The organism is Chlorobium sp. KB01 (assembly GCF_001975465.1).
GTDB lineage: Bacteria > Bacteroidota > Chlorobiia > Chlorobiales > Chlorobiaceae > Chlorobium.
The window spans coordinates 119,770-133,191 of record NZ_MPJE01000066.1 but is presented as its reverse complement, the minus strand read 5'-3'; the positions used below and the strand labels follow the sequence as shown (position 1 = coordinate 133,191).

Sequence of the window (13,422 nt, the reverse complement as noted above, 5' to 3'; positions counted from 1 at the left end):
CACCCCGTTGGATGTGCCGGTTACGGTTACCCCTGTAGCATCAGCAGGAAACTGCTCCTTATTCTGAATATTTGCAATGCCTGCTCCTGCCATCACGAAAGGAGAGATTTTGCTCTCAGCATTGATATCCGCGAATCCATTAACCATATATGATAGAATGGGGTAGGTTCATTTTTCATCGCCGGATTCCGGTGCGCTGGTTAGGCCGTTATTTACGCCTTAACCCGTACTATTCAGAGTGAACTGGTCAACCTGGTTTGACTGATATCCCGTTGCGGCATCAACACGGAATCTTCCTGTTTTGATGCCGAATGCCCCTTCAACTGCGGCACCGGTATGCATTTTATCGGTCTCAACCTTATCCTGCGCTGTAAATCTATACTCGACATTGTTCATCAGTCCGACGCCACAGGAAGCCCGGACGTAAGGAGTCACTGCTGACGCTGTTGGAGTAGCCGAAAACATGCCTGCACCCAGAAGTGATAAAATGAGCAATCTTTTTTCATGGTTTTGCTGTTTTCGTTGGGGAAAAAATACGTACTCCCGAGCCGAACACTTCTATAACCATCACTCCCACTCAATCGTTGCAGGGGGTTTAGAGGAGATGTCGTATGCCACCCTGTTGATACCGCGCACCTCGTTGATGATGCGGTTGGAAACCTTCGCAAGAAAATCATGCGGTAACTGTGCCCAGTCGGCAGTCATGCCATCCGTTGATTCGACAGCCCGGAGTGCCAGAACATTTTCGTAGGTGCGCTTGTCGCCCATGACGCCTACCGACTGCACCGGAAGCAGCACGGAGAATGCCTGCCATACCTGCTGGTAGAGGCCGCTGGATTTCAGCTCCTCGATATAGATTTCATCGGCTTCACGGAGTATGTCGAGCCGCTCACGGGTGAGTGAGCCGAGCACCCTTACGGCAAGTCCCGGGCCGGGGAAAGGGTGGCGCATCAGGATATCCTCGGCGATGCCGAGCTCACGCCCGACAGCACGAACCTCATCCTTGAAGAGCTCGCGCAACGGTTCAATGAGCTTCAGTTTCATCCGTTTCGGCAGACCACCGACATTGTGATGTGACTTGATGGTTTCCGAAGGGCCTTTGACGCTGACGCTCTCAATCACGTCCGGGTAGAGGGTTCCCTGAACGAGGAACTTCTCCTGATTCATATGCTCTTCGAAGACCTGGATAAAGGTTCTTCCGATGATTTTGCGCTTCTTTTCCGGAGAGGCTACACTTTTCAGGCGATTAAGGAAGAGATCGGAAGAGTCGGCAAGGGTCACCTTAAGACCGAGCGGTTTGAGAAAGCTCATCACCTTTTCGGCCTCATTTTTACGCAAGAGTCCGTTATCGACAAAGACGCAGTGGAGCTGTTTGCCGATGGCCCGGCTTACAAGCACTGCTGCTACCGTTGAGTCAACACCGCCGCTGATGCCGCAGATGACGGTCTCCTTGCCTGCTTTCTGGCGGATATCCTCAATCTGATGCTCGATAAAGCTTTTTGAGGACCAGTCCGGTTTGATGCCGGCAATATCAATAAGGAAATTGGAGAGCAGTTGCTTGCCGTAGAGACTGTGCTGCACCTCCGGATGAAACTGCAGGGCATAGATTTTAAGCGCACCCTTGCTTCCGGAGCTTTCAAACGCGCACATCTCGGAGTTTTCGCTGCTTGCCGTTATCCTGAATCCTTCGGGCAGCCTGACAACCTTGTCGCCATGGCTCATCCAGACATCGGAATCGGGAATGTTGCGAAAGAGCATACTTTCGTGATTGTCGTCGCGCTTGACCAGGATTTTGGCCCGTCCGAACTCCTGCTTCAGTGAACTGGCAACCTTTCCTCCGAAATGTTTTGCAATGGCCTGCAGGCCGTAGCAGATGCCGAGTATGGGGATGCCGAGTGAAAAGATGCCGTCATGAGGCAGTATGGCGTTTTCATCATAGACGCTGGTCGGCCCGCCCGAAAGAATGATTGCCGATGGGTTGTGCTCCCTGATGGTTTCAGGGGTTGTGTTATAGGGGAGAATTTCAGAATAGATACCCAGTTCGCGTGTGCGGCGGGCGATCAACTGGGTGTATTGCGACCCGAAATCAAGTACTAATACCGATTGCATAAAAAAACGGTTGTGTGTTAGGTGAACGGGGAGATCAGAAGGCTCCCGCCGGTTTTGGTTTCGGTTTCGGGAGCGGGTTTACTGCCTGCACCGGACCGGGATTTTTTGGAGCCGGGGGTGGCATCGCATTTCCGGCTCCTTCCGGTACTCCGGCGCTCTCTGCCGGGGCTACGACCGGGGGGCTGGAGTGCTGAACAGGATGTGACTGATAGTATTTAAAGCCTTTCGGTGTGTAGTATTCAATGTAGACATCGCTGCCGAGAAGCTCGGAGGGCGTATTGGTCTGGTTTGAGATCGGTACGGCAATAACCGTTTCAGGAATATGGAAGTACCTGTTTTCCAGTTTGAGTGACGGGTCGCTGTAGCAGCGCTTCATAAATCCTGCCCAGACCGGCAGCGCAGCTCTTGCACCCTGGCCATACTCCATGGAGGTAAACTTGATACGCTCGTCGTCAAAACCTGTCCAGACAACAGCGACAAGCTGGGGTGTAAATCCGGCAAACCAGGCATCCCGCATGCTCTGGGTCGTACCGGTTTTTCCGGCAGCTTCAGCTTCAAAGCCGTAACGGGCGCGTACTGCAACACCGGTACCCTTGTTGATGACATCCTTCAGCATCGAGACCATGACGAAGTTGGTTGTCGAGTCAATGGCAAAGCGGTGATTCGGGGCGTATTCCGATATGAGCCGGCGATGCTTGTCCTCAACCTTCAGGATTGAAACCGGTTCGTTCCAGATGCCGTTATTGGCAAAGGTCGAGAAAGCACCTGCAAGTTCAAGCGGAGTGACTTCTGCAGTGCCGAGTGCGATGGAGAGGTTGGATGGCATTGGTGAGGTGATGCCCATCCTTCTTGCATAGCTTATGATTTCGGCGGTTGTCAGATGCTCATAGGCAAGTCTGACGGTCACCTGGTTCAGTGAGCGGCTCAATGCACTTCTGAGCGAGGTCATGCCGCCTGATGAGCCGTCGGAGTTTCTTGGCGACCAGATGCCGTTACCGCTGTTGAGCGCAAGCGGCTGGTCGAGCACCAGGAAGTTTGAGGGCAGCCCCTTGTCGATAGCGGCGGTATAGACAAAAGGCTTGAAGGTTGAACCGGGCTGCCGTTTTGCCTGCCAGACATGGTCGAACTGATATTTGTAGTCATCGGGAGAAAACTTGTTGCCGCCAACCCACGCCTTGACATGGCCGTTGGTCGGGTCGATAGCCACCAGGGCTACCTGTATTCTTGTTTTGGATCTCAGCAGTTCGTTGAGCCATACCGTGTCGGCTTTGAGTCTGGCCATTGCCTGCTGGTCGGTAAGCCCCTCCTCCTTGTAGCCTTTGAAGCGCTCGCTCTCCATGATCATCTGGTTCTTTAGCGCTTCAGGCCATCGCCATGCGCGGTCGAATGAAGTCTGCAGCTCGGCAAGATGCTCTGCCGCCGCCTGCTGGGCATAGTTCTGCATACGGCTGTCGAGGGTGGTCTGGATGGAGAGGCCGTCGCGATAGAGGTCAATGCTGCCAAGCATCGAGGCCGGTTTGACGGTCTGACGGATATACTCGGTAAAGTATGGCGCAAGACCTGAATGACTTACCGGTGTATAGTGCAGTACAAGCGGGGTTCTTCTGGCAACGGAAGCCTGCTGGGGTGTGATGAATTTCTCTTTCTCCATCAGCGAGAGAATGAGATTTCTTCTTCCGACAGCGCTGACCGGATCCTTTGCCGGATTATAGGCGGTAGGGTTTTTCAGGGTAGCAATAAGGGATGCACTTTCCGGCAGAGTGAGCTGCCAGGCCGGTTTGCCGAAATAGGTATGGGCTGCGGCCTCGATGCCGTAGGCTCCCGAGCCGAAATAGACCGTATTGAGGTAGAGCGCAAGAATTTCGTCTTTTGTATAGGTTTTTTCCAGTTCGATGGCGGTAATCAGCTCCTTCACTTTTCGGCTGACGGTGCGCTCCTGGGTCAGGTAGAGGTTTTTGGCAAGCTGCTGGGTGATGGTACTGGCTCCGTGCCAGCGGGTTCTCCCCTTGATGATGTTTTCACCCATCACCAGAGCCAGTCGCCTCAGATCGACGCCCCAGTGGTTGTAGAACTCCACATCTTCCGTGGCAATAAGGGCATAGCGTGCAGAACGCGGTATCGATTTCAGCGGGATAAAGGTGCGGTTTTTAAGGAAGAATTTGTGCAGCAGCACGCCATCCTCTGAATAGACAAGAGAGGCCAGTTCCGGGTTTGGGTTTTCAAGCTCTTCAAGGCTTGGCAGGCCGAGAAATTTGCCAGCTGCCGACACTTCCGACGTTGTCACGGTGATGGCAATGATGGAGGCAAAGAGGAAAAAAAGGAGTTTGGAAAATAGTTTACTCACAGTATCAATTAATCGTTAAAGTTTATCATGTGCTCTTGATATACCAATCAGTGCAGGATAGTATGTTTTTTTCAGTCAACCATCTCCTGCGGACTCTTTTTATAAAATTGTTCTGCAAATTCAAAATGCTTTTTGAGCTCGGTGGCAAATTCAACGGTCTCTTCGAGCATCAGGAGATGACCGAGTTCACTGAATTTTGTCAGTCGGGTTGGTGCTGCTGACTCTACCTTGCGCTTTTCATAGAGCGTCAGGGTACCTTCCGGAGGAATGGTGTGGTCGGCCATGCCGACACAGCAGAGTACCGGTGAGGCGATCTCAAGGACATGGCGGGTATAGGCTCTGAGTGCTTCGGAATCGATGGAGAACTTTCCGACAGCATTGGTCGCCTCCTTGTCGGACTGTGTGAAATCCTCAATAATGATGTTCTGGTACTCCTCGCTTATCGCTTTGGTTGCCGCACGTTTGATAAAGAGGCTTCTGAGCGGGTCCACAAGGAAGATGTTGCGGAAATTCATGGAGAAATCGATCAGCCCGCCAAGAAAAAAGAGTCCGAGAGAGGTAAACGGGGTCTCTTCGAAAATACCGCATGCGATAATGGTGGCTGAAAGCAGTGCATCACGGAATCGGATACAGAGTTCTGTTGCGACCATCCCCCCCATTGAGTGGCCTACAATATGGAGGTTTCTTGATTTATCCAGCCCGAGATGCTCAATGAGTCCGGCAGCCTCATCGGTAAAACCCTCGATGGTAAAGGTTGGCTGATAGCCTTTGATGACGGTTTTGCCTGTACCGCTCTGGTCATAGGTAATGCAGCGGTAGTGTGGCGAGAGTTGCTCAACCAGCGGCTTCCAGTAGCGGGAGGAGATTGCCCACCCGTTTACAAAAATTACGGCAGGATAGGTCAGTTTTGATGGATCGGACTCTGCTGTGTCTTCATAGTAAAGGCGGCAGCGTTCAGACGCTAAATAACTCATGGGATCGCATTGTGCTTTTTAATCGAAACAAACCCTAATATAATAACAATAATACCTTTTCTTCACTCTTCACTCTCTATGGCGGTATGCGGCCCGGTTGCTACTTTCAGGCTCAATGAGTACATTACACCGCCTGAAACCCGGGCTCTGTTTTTTTCAAAGATCATCATCTATATGGATAACTCCCTCGGCGGCTCGGTTGCTTTTCTCATCGATTTTATCCTGCATATCGATCTGCATCTCAAGCTTCTTGCCGCTCAATACGGCATCTGGCTCTATGCCATTCTTTTTGTCATTATTTTCTGTGAAACAGGACTTGTTGTTACCCCATTTCTTCCGGGTGACTCGCTGCTCTTTGCTGCCGGTTCCCTCGCGGCAATTCCCGGCTCATCGCTTGATCCTCATCTGCTTTTTCTGGTCTTTTTTGTTGCTGCGGTGCTCGGCGATACGCTGAATTACGCTATCGGTCACAAACTCGGGCCGAAAGTGTTCAACTATAAGAGGTCCCGTTTTTTCAACCCCGAACATCTTATCCGTACCAATGACTTTTTTGACCGGTACGGGGGCAAGACGATTATCATCGCCCGTTTTATTCCCATTATCAGAACGTTTGCTCCTTTCGTTGCCGGTATCGGCACCATGACCTACAGCCGGTTTATTCTTTTTAACATTGCAGGTGCGCTGCTCTGGGTGAGTCTCTTCAGTTACAGCGGCTATTTTTTCGGCCAGCTTCCCTTTGTTCAGGAGAATTTCAAACTCCTGATTCTTGCCATTATTGCCATCTCTGTTCTACCGCCGGTTATTGAATATCTGAAGCACCGGTTTGCCGGACGGAAGAGCCGCGATTAATGAGTGTCCGACAATAAAGAGCGGTTCGCGGATGTTAACGGAATGTTGATAACTTGTGGGCCGGTTGCCCGGTGTCTCATGGAGTGCGACGGTCAGGGGCGCTGTTCGGGTGAGACGCTGAGCAGTTAAATCTAAACGGGGATTACCGTTATATCTTTTTTTTATGTCGTCAGGGATGTCTCCTTACTGACAGCCCTGACTCCCTGTTTTCTGTTTTTTATCTACAGGAATGTGGACAAAATCCGGAACCTGTGCTGCCGGGAGCTCCTGCAGCTCTTGTAACAGGGGCAGAAAGCGGAAAAAAAGATTATATTAATCGTCAGATTTTTTTATAATTACTGCCTCATCTTTCGTTTCGGCGTATAGCGCAGCCTGGTAGCGCACTTCCTTGGGGTGGAAGGGGTCGTGGGTTCGAATCCCGCTACGCCGACTCTCTTACCCGAATTCATTTTTGATTTCTCCTTTTTTCTTTTCAGCGAATAACCGGAGATGATTATGGATTTCGAATGCTCGTTTTCTCCTGAGATCAGAGATCTCGTTTCCCGCCCTGCGCTGACCATCAGAACCCGAACAAAAGTGAGTGGCATTGCCCCACTTTTCCAGGAAGGGTATGGTGAAATTGCCCGATTCCTCAAAGAGCGAGGCACGCATCCGGCGGGCCCACCCTTCGCACTTTACTTCAATATGGATATGGATGACCTCGAGGTGGAGTTCGGATTTCCCGTTGAAGCACCACTTGAGGGGTCAGGCCGCATTATCGCTTCATCCACCCCTTCCGGTAAAGCGGTCACTACGCTCTATATCGGCCCCTATAACGAGGTTGAACCGGCCTACGACTCGCTCCTGAAATGGAGCGCTGACAACGGGTTCACTCCTACCGGCAGAGCCTGTGAGGTCTATCTCAATGATCCATCCGTGACTCCCGGGGAGCTCTTGAAGACGGAGATATCGCTGCTGCTGGCGGAGTAGTTCGGGGGGTGCTTACGGCAATTCATAGAGGTTAGAACTTCATAAGGCGTTCCCCGGTTTATCCTTTACGACAGGAGTGATAAACCGAAGGGAGAGCTATGGAACTGAAGGATCTGAATGTTGTTGTGATAGGAGCCGGAATCGGCGGTCTTGCCGCGGGAGCCCTACTTGCTGACAAAGGCGCTCTTGTGACTGTTCTTGAAGCCGAGCAGTACCCCGGCGGGTGCGCTGCTACGTTCTCACACAACGGCTACCGCTTCGATGCCGGTGCGACGATAGGCTGCGGCTTTCATACGGGTGGACCGATGGAGCTGCTCGGCCGAGAGCTTGGAATTGTCTGGCCTGCATCGCCGGAACCGGTAGCCTGGCACTACCGCCATAAGGCGCTTCACCTTGATCTGACCCGCGACCGGCGTGAAATAATGGAGCGCTTTCCCCGCTCCGCAGCTTTCTGGGCTGAACAGGCCGGGCTTTCAAAACTCCTCTGGACTCTCGCAAAAGGGGGGGCTCTCCTGGCCTCCGAAAGCTCCCCGTGATTTTGCGCGTCTTGCCTCCAAAGCTGTCGGGGGACTTCCGGGGACACTGCATCTTCTGAAATATGCTTCACGTACGGCTTTCGACTGGCTTGCATCGCACAGCCTCGACACCGATCCTGATTTCGTACGATTCATCGACTCCCAGCTTCTGATCTCTGTGCAGACCACCTCAAGGCATGCCAATGCCATTAACGCCGCTATAGCGCTTGACCTGCCGGTTTCCGGCGCCTATGCTCTCAAAGGAGGAATCGGCACGGTTGCCGAACTTCTTGCCGCCTCTCTTGTGAAGAACGGCGGTGCGGTGCTCTATGGAAAAAAGGTTGACCGGATCGACTCGGTGCGCAGGCAGGTGTTCGGTCTTGAAACATCGGACGGGAGTGCCCTTGCTGCGGATGTTGTGCTGGCAAACCTTACTTCGGTATCTCTTTCGAAGCTTTCAGAAGAGGCGATTGATCTGCCGGTGCTCAACAGCGAAAGCTGGGAGTGGAGTGCCTTCGTGCTCTATCTCGGTATGGATCCTGAGCTTTTCACTACGCTGCCGACCAATCATATCCAGATCATCGGAGAGGGAGAAGAGCTTGCTGAAGGCAACTCCATTTTTGTTTCAGCCTCGCCGCCGGATGATCCCGGTCGTGCACCCGAAGAGCTCTGTGCGGTAACCGTCTCCACACATACCCGGCCGGGACCGTGGTTTGAGGCCAGAAAGAGGGGAGTAGCAGCTTATCTGGAGCTGAAAAATCTCTATACCCGGCGCGTGCTTGATCTCTTTTCGGAAAAGTTTCCAGCTGCCCGTGAAGCGGTCCGGAGCATGAGTGCGGCAACACCGGTCAGCTGGGAGCGCTATACCGGAAGGGTAATGGGGTGCGTGGGGGGATATCCCCAGACCTCGCTTTTCAGGGTGCGAGGACCACGAACCCGGTTTGATAACCTCTTTCTTGTCGGTGATTCCATCTTTCCGGGTCAGTCGCTGCCCGGTGTGGTGACCGGTGCCCGAAGAGCCGTGGAACTTGTTTCCAGGCAGGCGGCTAAAATCAGGATGTGAGGTTGAAGAGGGGAGATAAAGGACTATATTTCCTTCCATGGAGACCCTTGCGAAACTACAGATTCTTTCAGGCGCGGCGCGTTATGATGCTTCGTGTGCTTCCAGCGGGAGCAGACGCGAGGGAGCGCCTCCGGGAGGTACCGGAAACACCTCCCGGAGCGGTATATGCCACTCCTGGTCGGATGACGGCCGCTGTATATCGCTGCTGAAACTGCTGCTCTCCAACGACTGCCGTTACGACTGCGCCTACTGTGTGAACCGCTCTTCAAACCAGGTTCCGCGAGCCTCCTTCACGGCAAGGGAGGTGGTTGATCTGACGCTTGAGTTCTACCGTCGCAACTATATTGAAGGGCTTTTTTTAAGCTCTGCGGTGATGCAGAGTCCCGACCAGACGATGGAGCGCATGGTCAGGGTTGCCGAAACCCTGCGTGTCGAAGAGCGGTTCGGCGGTTATATCCACCTGAAAATCATTCCCGGCAGCAGCAGCGAACTGGTTCGCAAGGCCGGGCTCTATGCCGACCGTATCAGCGTGAACATCGAGCTCCCCTCACAGGCTTCCCTGCAGCGGCTTGCACCACAGAAGGAGAAGGCCGCCATACTGGAGCCCATGGCGCTCATCGGCAGGGAGATTCAGGAGAGCCTGGTCGAGCGTAAAAACATCCAGAGTGCTCCCCGATTCGCGCCTGCGGGACAGAGTACCCAGATGATTATCGGGGCGAGCCCTGAAACCGATTTCCAGATTCTGCGCCTCTCACAGGGGCTCTATAAAAAAATGAACCTCAAGCGGGTCTACTACTCGGCCTATGTGCCGGTCAGTGATGACAACCGGCTCCCCGTGCTTGCTGCGCCGCCCCTGCTTCGGGAGCACAGGCTCTATCAGGCTGATTGGCTTTTGCGTTTCTACGGCTTTTCCGCCGAAGAGATCCTCTCGGACGATGCGCCCCATCTTGATGAATCGTTTGATCCGAAAACCGCTTGGGCTTTGCGTCACCCCGAGTTTTTTCCGGTCGAGATCAACCGTGCCGACTACGCCACCCTGCTTCGTGTTCCGGGCATCGGGGTTACGTCGGCCAAACGGATTGTCGCAGCCCGACGTTTCTCGCCCGTCACCCCTGAAGGGATGAAAAAGATCGGGGTGGTGGTGAAGCGGGCCAAATATTTCATTACCTGTTCAGGCAGGCCGTTTGAAAAAACCGATCGTCAACCGGCACTTATCCGTCAGCAGTTGCTGCTTGGAGAGGGCAGTGACCTCATGCCACCCCGTCAACTGGTACTTCCGGGCCTCTATGTTTAATGTCATGAACCACCGATACCTATGCGACGGCACCTCTGACGGACTCTTGTCTGCCATTGAGTGGATTCTTCAAGAGGAGTCCGACCCTGCTGAGGTTACGCTCTCGGCGCGTGAGGATACCCTGTTTGAAGAGGGGTTGTTTATTGCAACCGATCCGGTGCGGGCTGAAGCGCTCTTCTCCCGCCTGAAGGAGCGTGCTCCCGATGCCGCACATACGCTCTATTTCTTCATGCTTTCCGAAAATGAGGGGATGGAGCAGAGCCTTCTGCAATACATTGTACAGGCTTTCAGGCATGGCGACAAGGTAAACGGCTACCTTACCCATCCGGCGGTGCGCGATATCGTGACGGTCTCCCGCAAAGCAGCAAGGGAGCTGCACCGCATGAAGGGGCTCCTGCGGTTCGAAAAACTCCGTGACGGCGCCTATCTTGCCCAGATGGAGCCTGATCACAACATTATTCAGCCCCTTGCCTACCACTTCAGCCGCAGGCTCCGGGCACAGCACTGGTTTCTCTACGACCGGAAACGCCGCACCGCCGCAAGCTGGAACCAGGGATCGCTCCGCTTCGGTACCATCGAGCAGTTCACCGCCCCGGCGCTTTCGGATGATGAAAAAAAGATTCAGGCGATGTGGCAGGCCTTCTTTAAAACCATAGCCATCCCCGACCGCAAGAACCCCCGTCTTCAGAAATCCAACATGCCGATGAAGTACTGGAAGTTCCTCACCGAGAAGCAGGTGGAGTGAACAGTGTTGTGTAATAAATAACTGCGCTACAGTTATATTACATGAATCGTTTGCGGAAAATGTCGATACATGTTTCTCATGTAATCCGTTTGCCACGTGGTCATGAACAGCGAACCTCTCCTTCCAATACACGGTGGTTACCGCAATCTGAAAAGTTTTCAGAAACGCAACTAATTTTTCAATGACCATTTCTGCAACAGCTGAAAAGGCAATTGCCGCTTATGGCGGGCGCGAGTTCTGGCAGAATGCCGGAACTCTGGAGGTTGAGCTTAGTGCCAAAGGGCTTGCCTTTATACTGAAACGGCGGCCTTTTTTCAGTCATGCCAGAATGGTGCTCGATGTTCACCGGCCCTACTCCACCTTGATCCCGATTGGTCTTGACCCCGCGGTCACGGGTGTTCTTGACGGTCCGGATGTCCGGCTTGAAAATGAAGATGGAGAGGTCATTGTAGAGCGGAGAAAAGCGAGGGACTATTTCAAAGTCGGCCGGAGGCTTTTTTATTGGGATGACCTTGATATGAGCTATTTCGCCAACTACGCTTCATGGAATTACTTTACCCTGCCGGCGCTGCTGATGCATGAAGATATCAACTGGCGGGAGGTTGAGCCGGGCTTGCTGGAGGCTCGCTTTCCTGATGAGATTCCCACCCATAGCCGGGTGCAGCGCTTCAGGTTTGATCGCAAGACCGGCCTACTGATTCAGCACGACTATACCGCCCAGATCATCAGCCCGCTGGCCGCTGCATCCAATGTTGTGCTCCAGCATGCAAAAAACAGTGCAGGAATTCTCTATCCTTCAGTCAGACGGGTAACCCCGACGGGGCCGAACGGGAATCCTCTCGGCGGACCGGTACTCATTCATCTTGATATTCACGATTACATGGTGATCGGCAAGTTTTAAATCCTTCGGGCAGCAGTTAGTCCTGGTCAGACTTGTTACAGTAGCTTGTGTTCCGTAAGAGGGCTGCATATGCCTTGCCGGGGTTGAGCTGTAATTACCTGAAATTATTTACAGAATAAAATTATTTTAAGTATACTCTTTCAAACAGTACTTGCCGCGCTTCCCGTAAGAACAGCGTACCAGGGTAAGTCTTTTGCTTTATAAGCCTTACGGGTTTTTTAATCTGTAAGGCTTATTTTATTTTCAGCTTATGCATTATCAAAAGCAATCCATTTCTCTTCAGGATCAGATTCAGCAACTGAAAGCAAGAGGCCTTCTGATTGTGGACGACTCTTTTGCGGAGCATTACCTAAAAAACATCAGTTATTACCGTCTTGCAGGATATTGGTGGCCAATGCAAGTTGATAAGGTTAACCATGTTTTCAAGCCGAACAGCCGTTTTGAGGATGTTATTGCTTTGTATAACTTTGACAGTGAATTGAGGATATTGGTTTTTAATGCGATCGAACGGATTGAGATAGGTCTTCGTACTCGCATGATCAATCATCTTTCTCACGAAGCGGATCCGTGGTGGTTTGAAAACTCGTCGATTTTCAAGAATCCAACGCATTTGCTGATAATTTAAGGTTGATCGACCACGATCTGAAAAATTCAAAAGAGGTATTCATTAAGCAGCATTATCTGAAGTATCATGCTGATCAACGACGGCCACCAGCCTGGAAAACACTTGAGGTCGTCAGTTTTGGCCTTTTGTCGAAACTGTATGGAAATCTTGGCTCAAGTATCAGTTCCAAGGATACAATAGCAAAAGAACTTAATACGGTAAATCATACATATTTAAGGACTTGGTTACAGGCGATCTCGCAAATAAGAAATATTTGTGCCCATCACGGACGCTTATGGAATAGAAATCTTCCTGGACGGCCAAAGCTGTTGCCGAAACCTCCCGCACCATGGCTTATTGATGTTCCTCCTGTCTCAGTGCATCATATGTTATATGTGCACGTATGCTGTATTAAATATCTTTTAGACGCAATCAGTCCGGGTCACAAGTTCTCATCAAAACTGGCAACTCTGTTTACTAAATATCCGAGTGTGGATTTGAACGCATTGGGCTTTTCGGCGATATGGGAAAAAGAATCTTTATGGCGGAGCTAACCCTGATAAAGAAAAAAAAGAGCGTCGTGGTTACAGCTTTAGAATAAAGTGTGCAATTGTGTCGTGTTCATGCCAGCCAAGCTTTTGGTAGAATTCCCGTTTGTATGATTCTCGTTTCCGGTTGTTGCAGAGCATGAGGTGGGAACAGTCTCGTGTTCTTGCTTCCGTTTAGACGGTTTTGAACAGTGCTTTTCCGATTCCCTTTTTCCGAAACTGTTCATCAACAAAAATTTCAGATATATATCCTTCCGGTGTAGCCAGAAAGATATAGGGCAACCCATGAACAGCTACGTATCCGGTGATGTTTTCGTCTTCTGCCACATAGGCTGAATGGCGGGTACTTGTGGAGTATGGGCCTGCCAGAAGATCACTGATGCGTTTGGAGTGCTCTTGCAGGTTTTCGTTGGTGAAATGAGGGACCCATTGCGTTTGCTGCAGGATTGCCACGATGGGTGCTGCATCGGTTTGTACGGTGCGTCGAATGGTAAAAGTTGTTTGCAT

14 protein-coding genes and 1 tRNA gene are annotated in these 13,422 nt (G+C 51.8%); 10 read left to right on the top strand and 5 right to left on the bottom strand.

Going from position 1 to position 13,422, the window contains the following annotated elements:
* Positions 1 to 219: 219 nt before the first annotated feature.
* From BOO20_RS07140 to BOO20_RS07125, 4 genes are all read right to left on the bottom strand, one after another.
* On the bottom strand, positions 220 to 435 hold the full coding sequence (locus BOO20_RS07140) for a hypothetical protein (RefSeq protein WP_076791651.1): 216 nt from the start codon (positions 433 to 435) through the stop codon (positions 220 to 222).
* 132 nt (positions 436 to 567) lie between these two features.
* The gene (gene guaA, locus BOO20_RS07135) at positions 568 to 2,109 is read right to left on the bottom strand and encodes a glutamine-hydrolyzing GMP synthase (RefSeq protein WP_076791649.1); all 1,542 of its coding nucleotides are present in this window, start codon (positions 2,107 to 2,109) and stop codon (positions 568 to 570) included.
* Positions 2,110 to 2,143: 34 nt separating this feature from the next.
* A complete protein-coding gene (locus tag BOO20_RS07130; RefSeq protein ID WP_076791648.1) occupies positions 2,144 to 4,453 on the bottom strand; it encodes a penicillin-binding protein 1A in 2,310 nt (769 codons plus the stop codon).
* A 71-nt stretch (positions 4,454 to 4,524) separates the two neighbouring features.
* Complete coding sequence (locus BOO20_RS07125; RefSeq protein ID WP_076791646.1) at positions 4,525 to 5,427, bottom strand: alpha/beta fold hydrolase; 903 nt, start codon at positions 5,425 to 5,427, stop codon at positions 4,525 to 4,527.
* A 174-nt stretch (positions 5,428 to 5,601) separates the two neighbouring features.
* Here BOO20_RS07125 and BOO20_RS07120 point away from each other — a divergent pair, with 174 nt between their 5' ends.
* The 10 genes from BOO20_RS07120 (at position 5,602) to BOO20_RS13355 (ending at position 12,921) form a co-directional block, all read left to right on the top strand.
* On the top strand, positions 5,602 to 6,276 hold the full coding sequence (locus tag BOO20_RS07120) for a DedA family protein (RefSeq protein ID WP_076791673.1): 675 nt from the start codon (positions 5,602 to 5,604) through the stop codon (positions 6,274 to 6,276).
* 356 nt (positions 6,277 to 6,632) lie between these two features.
* Positions 6,633 to 6,706 (top strand) — tRNA-Pro (locus BOO20_RS07115).
* A 65-nt stretch (positions 6,707 to 6,771) separates the two neighbouring features.
* Positions 6,772 to 7,245, top strand: a complete 474-nt coding sequence (locus BOO20_RS07110) for a GyrI-like domain-containing protein (protein ID WP_076791645.1) — start codon at positions 6,772 to 6,774, stop codon at positions 7,243 to 7,245.
* A 98-nt stretch (positions 7,246 to 7,343) separates the two neighbouring features.
* Positions 7,344 to 7,781 carry an NAD(P)-binding protein gene (locus BOO20_RS13365; protein WP_368665432.1) on the top strand — a complete coding sequence of 146 codons (438 nt, stop codon included), beginning with the start codon at positions 7,344 to 7,346 and terminating at the stop codon, positions 7,779 to 7,781.
* A 157-nt stretch (positions 7,782 to 7,938) separates the two neighbouring features.
* Positions 7,939 to 8,823, top strand: coding sequence for a phytoene desaturase family protein (locus BOO20_RS13360; RefSeq protein WP_368665431.1), 885 nt, complete (start codon positions 7,939 to 7,941; stop codon positions 8,821 to 8,823).
* Positions 8,824 to 8,860: 37 nt separating this feature from the next.
* The gene (locus BOO20_RS07100) at positions 8,861 to 10,117 is read left to right on the top strand and encodes a putative DNA modification/repair radical SAM protein (RefSeq protein ID WP_076791643.1); all 1,257 of its coding nucleotides are present in this window, start codon (positions 8,861 to 8,863) and stop codon (positions 10,115 to 10,117) included.
* A 4-nt stretch (positions 10,118 to 10,121) separates the two neighbouring features.
* Complete coding sequence (locus BOO20_RS07095; protein ID WP_076791671.1) at positions 10,122 to 10,862, top strand: TIGR03915 family putative DNA repair protein; 741 nt, start codon at positions 10,122 to 10,124, stop codon at positions 10,860 to 10,862.
* A 181-nt stretch (positions 10,863 to 11,043) separates the two neighbouring features.
* The gene (locus BOO20_RS07090) at positions 11,044 to 11,763 is read left to right on the top strand and encodes a hypothetical protein (RefSeq protein ID WP_076791642.1); all 720 of its coding nucleotides are present in this window, start codon (positions 11,044 to 11,046) and stop codon (positions 11,761 to 11,763) included.
* 250 nt (positions 11,764 to 12,013) lie between these two features.
* Positions 12,014 to 12,388 carry an Abi family protein gene (locus BOO20_RS12950; protein WP_198935431.1) on the top strand — a complete coding sequence of 125 codons (375 nt, stop codon included), beginning with the start codon at positions 12,014 to 12,016 and terminating at the stop codon, positions 12,386 to 12,388.
* A 2-nt stretch (positions 12,389 to 12,390) separates the two neighbouring features.
* Entirely contained in the window at positions 12,391 to 12,921 is a 531-nt protein-coding gene (locus tag BOO20_RS13355; RefSeq protein WP_198935430.1) for an Abi family protein, read from the top strand.
* A gap of 168 nt (positions 12,922 to 13,089) precedes the next feature.
* On the opposite strand, the gene BOO20_RS07080 is transcribed toward BOO20_RS13355, so the two are convergent.
* Positions 13,090 to 13,422, bottom strand: coding sequence for a GNAT family N-acetyltransferase (locus BOO20_RS07080; protein ID WP_076791640.1), 333 nt, complete (start codon positions 13,420 to 13,422; stop codon positions 13,090 to 13,092).